The sequence below is a fragment of the Bacillus sp. CGMCC 1.60114 genome (assembly GCF_042676365.1).
GTDB lineage: Bacteria > Bacillota > Bacilli > Bacillales > Bacillaceae_G > Bacillus_A > Bacillus_A rhizoplanae_A.
In genome coordinates this window covers 1-670 of record NZ_JBHTHG010000111.1, presented here as the reverse complement: position 1 = coordinate 670, position 670 = coordinate 1, and the positions used below count along the sequence as shown (strand labels likewise).

Genomic DNA, 670 nt, shown 5'->3' with positions numbered 1-670 from the left:
TTTATTTGATATGCTCATTTTTAAAGGTAAAAAGTGCTCTAAGAGTTTTTTAGTGTATTTGAATGAAGGTTCATTTTGTTTCTGTTCTTAAGTTGATGGGCATGTGACGTGACCCCATGCCTATCAACTTAAGAAAAGTAAACACCCCAAAAACGAAAAAAAGCTGACTTCTTAAATAACTAAAGGTACAATTCGTTTTCATAGTTCACATAAAGTTCAAAATTATAATCTTGAACTGGTAATATTTGTTATATAATAAAATTATTAAGACAGTTCTCCTTAGGTTAGTATGTCTGATGAGATTGTTTACGTAGCTCTATGATTTACCCTACCCTAAAAAGAACTTGTAGTGATTTCTACAAGTTCTTTTTGTATTTATGGTTAAAAATGGATAAAATAGTATGTAATTCTGTGACGTGTTTGATAAGCATAAGAAAGCACCACAATCCATTAAATTTTCGCCTCTCTAATTTTTGGTTCTTTCTTCATACTGTTTGGCAAGTTTATAAAAAGAAGAACGTTTGATGCCATACTTTTTCATGGCTCCTACTGCTGTAATTGAACCGGATTTCCATTCCTTATAAGCTTCAATAAATTCTTCTGTTATTTCGACAGGAGGACGCCCTAAGTGTTTTCCTTGTTTTCTAGCAAGAGCAATTCCTTCAGCTTG

At 32.1% G+C, this 670-nt stretch carries 1 pseudogene; it reads right to left on the bottom strand.

Annotated elements, in window-relative coordinates:
• Positions 1 to 466: 466 nt before the first annotated feature.
• Positions 467 to 670, bottom strand: a pseudogene (locus ACFQZ1_RS17850) (recombinase family protein); the annotation flags it as partial.